The organism is Rhodococcus sp. P3_B8, assembly GCF_056402775.1.
In genome coordinates, this window is the sequence record NZ_JBFUGT010000595.1 from 1 (window position 1) to 1,691 (window position 1,691).

At 69.3% G+C, this 1,691-nt stretch carries 1 protein-coding gene and 1 pseudogene; both read right to left on the reverse strand.

The genetic code is table 11. The features are described 5' to 3' along the window. Window positions 1-278: pseudogene (locus AC1D1G_RS44910) on the reverse strand (sensor histidine kinase); the annotation flags it as partial. A 4-nt stretch (window positions 279-282) separates the two neighbouring features. Then, entirely contained in the window at window positions 283-1,470 is a 1,188-nt protein-coding gene (locus tag AC1D1G_RS44915; protein ID WP_317569181.1) for an iron-containing alcohol dehydrogenase, read from the reverse strand. Window positions 1,471-1,691: the final 221 nt, after the last annotated feature.

Sequence of the window (1,691 nt, forward strand, 5' to 3'; positions counted from 1 at the left end):
TCCGGCCCCAGGACCAGGCGGCGCGGGCCGGCGTCGGGCAGCATGCCGTCGGCGAGGGCGAACGCGATCCATCGCGCGTCCAGATGCGCCCGGGCCGCCTCGGCGACCGCGCAGATGAGGGTTTCGGGGCCCTCCACGGTGCGGACGAGGGCCCGCGAAATGAGTTCCAACGCGTGGACGACACGTTCGAGACGTTCTGCGGCGCCGCGATATTGGGGGTAGAACGTCGGCTTGCCGGACCGCAGTCCGGTGAGCGTCGACAGGTCCGGGGCGTTCATGCGCTCACAGCGCAGTCCGGAACAGCGCCACCATCTGCTCCTGGGTGGCCGTGCGCGGGTTGGTGGACATGCAGGCGTCGCGGAGCGCGAACTCGGCCAGGCGTGTCAGGTCGGCTTCGCGAACTCCCAGCTGCCCCAGACCTTTCGGCACTCCGACCTCGCGGGCGAGGCGTTCCACCCGGTCCGCGACCGCGAGAGCGGCCTCCTCGGGTGTTCCGCGACGCTCCTCGAGACCGAGCGCCGCGGCGATGGCGACGAACGGGGTGGCGTCGTCGGTGGCGTTGAATCGGATGACGTGCGGGAGAAGGATGCCGTTGATGACACCGTGCGGCAGGTCGAGCAGTCCCCCGACCTGATGGCTCATCGCATGCGCGGCACCGAGGATCGCATTGGTGAACGCGAGGCCGGCTTCGAGACTCGCCTGCGCCATGACGGCGCGCGACTCCATCTCCATCGGCTCCTCGATGGTGCGGACCAGGGTGTCGGTGACCAGCCCGACCGCGCGGAGCGCATGGTGGTCGGTGAGCGGGTTGTGCGCCAGCGACACGAACGCCTCGATGCCGTGAGTGAGGGCGTCCAGGCCGGTCGCGGCATTGAGCCAGTCCGGCATGGTGGTCAGCAGCCGGGGATCGATCACCGTCACGTCCGGCACGAGCGCGCGGCCGATGATGGTGATCTTGGTGCCCCGCCGCGTGTCCGTGACGATGCAGAACTGCGACACGTCGGCGCCCGTCCCCGACGTGGACGGCACCATCACCAGCGGCGGGATCGGACTGGTCGCCTGGTCGACTCCCTCGTAGTCGAGGATGTTGCCCCCGTTCGCGGCGAGCACCGCGATGCCCTTCGTCGCGTCGATGACGGAGCCTCCGCCCAGGGCGACGAGGACATCGCACTCGCCCTCGCGGTACGCGTCGTGCCCGGCCGCGATCTCGTGGTCCTTGGGGTTGGGCGTCAACGCGCTCCACACGACGGGGGTGAGGCCCTGCTCGCGCAGCTGATCCTGAAGTTCGGCCGCCCAGCCGGCGTCGATCAGACCCGGATCGGTGACGAGCATCGGCCTCGATCCGCCGAGGCGGAGTACCGCGTGCGCGGCCTCGACCATGGACCCGATACCGAACACGATCTCGGGTGCATGGAATTTCACCAGCCTGCCCGGGGCGGTGGTGCGGGTGGACGGATAGGACACGGACAAGTCGACACTCCTCCCGACACCTGCGTGCATGTGATCCAGATTACAAGACTCTGATCTAGACCCTACGGTCCGGGACGAGCCCCCACACCCGCCGAAGGACAGGTGCGGTACCTACCCGATCGGGTAGGTAGCAGGGATCTCACCGCAACGCGTGCCCCAGTTCGGCGGCGCGGGACATCAGCTGCGCGGCGTCCCGCGCGACGACGACACGGTCGCAGATG